Source organism: Streptomyces sp. NPDC104761 (assembly GCF_055583445.1).
Window position 1 is genome coordinate 1 of the sequence record NZ_JBVJNZ010000045.1, and the last position, 1,423, is coordinate 1,423.

2 protein-coding genes are annotated in these 1,423 nt (G+C 66.8%); both read left to right on the forward strand.

Annotated features, from left to right (window positions below):
• Nucleotides 1-40 precede the first annotated feature (40 nt).
• Nucleotides 41-861, forward strand: a protein-coding gene (locus ACZ63F_RS42995) for an IS5 family transposase (RefSeq protein WP_469719536.1) whose coding sequence is annotated in 2 segments (ribosomal slippage) — nt 41-388 and nt 391-861 — 819 coding nt in all. Because the reading frame shifts where the segments join, the coding sequence is not laid out codon by codon here.
• A 10-nt stretch (nt 862-871) separates the two neighbouring features.
• Nucleotides 872-1,411: a hypothetical protein gene (locus ACZ63F_RS43000; RefSeq protein ID WP_382228768.1), complete on the forward strand. Its 540-nt coding sequence runs from the start codon at nt 872-874 to the stop codon at nt 1,409-1,411.
• The last annotated feature ends 12 nt before the right edge of the window (nt 1,412-1,423 follow it).

Here is a 1,423-nt window from a genome sequence, read left to right on the forward strand (position 1 = left end):
AGACGCCGTTTCTTTTGGCGGGGCGTGACGTTAAGCCGACGTGGAGAGGCTTGTAGAGCACCTGGTTCCGGACGGTTTGTGGGAGTTGTTCCGACGGGTTGTGCCGCCGACGGTCGTGCAGCGGCCGCAGGGTGGTGGCCGTCGGCGTGTCGGCGACCGGGAGGTGCTGGCGGCGATCGTGTTCGTCGCCACGTCCGGCTGCACCTGGCGCCAGCTCCCCCCAGTCTTCGGAGCCCGTTGGCAGACGGTCTACCGCCGGTTTGCCCAGTGGAGCCAGGACCGGGTGTGGGCCCGGTTGCACCGAGTAATCCTTGACGAACTTGGTGCCCAGGGCGAGCTGGACTGGTCCCGGTGCGCCATCGACTCGGTAAGCATCCGCGCCGTCAAAGGGGGCCACTGACGGGACCGAATCCGACCGACAGGGGTAAGAACGGGTCGAAGATTCATCTGATCTGCGACCGCAACGGCCTGCCGATCACGGTCGCCATCTCGGGCGCCAACCTGCACGACAGCCAGGTCCTGAAGCCCTTGGTGATGGGCATTCCGCCCATTCGATCCCGCCGGGGCCCGCGCCGTCGGCGGCCTGCCAAGCTGCACGGCGACAAGGGCTATGACTACGACCACCTGCGGAAATGGCTGCGGGAACGCGGCATCGTGTCGCGAATCGCGCGCCGCGGGGTCGAGAGCTCAGCCCGCCTCGGCCGTCACCGCTGGGTGGTCGAGCGGACCATGTCGTGGCTGTCCGGGTGCCGTCGGCTCCATCGGCGCTACGAGCGCAAGCCCGAACACTTCATGGGCTTCACTGCGATCGCGGTCATGCTCATCTGCCTGCGGCGTCTGGGTGTCAGCGCAGGCCGGTAGCGTCTGCCAGGTGACCGACGACGCCGTCATCTGGAACCGGCTCGCCGCCTTGCTGCCGGAGGCCGAAGCCCAGGAAGTCAAAGACTGCTGGGACATCGGAGAGCAGGAGGCGGGACTTGGCCTGCTCGTCTCCGGCATCCTCGGCCACCAGGTGCCGATCAGCGAGACGGTCAGGGCCCAGATCTCCGTGCTCGCAGAGACCTGGGGCGAGCGGGAGACACTCACACCACGGATCCTTCAGTGCCGTGATGACGGCACACCGGGCCACCTGAAGCTGATCGAAGATGGCGGAAGCACGGTCGCCGAGGCCATAGGTGCGGCTGAACAGGACCTGGCCGGTCTCGTCCTCGTCCCCTGGATCGCCTGCACGAGATGTGGCCAGGTCCTGATGCGCGCCCATGCCCGAGAAAGCTGGGGAGATCTCTCCTACCTGGCGCAGCACTACGTCATCACGACGCCGAACCGAGCCACCGTCCTGCGGCTTTTCCCTGCCGACTCCGCCGGCGCAGCCTTCGATGCCCTCCAGCGTGCGTGTTCAGACGCACCATAAGAAACAACGTCT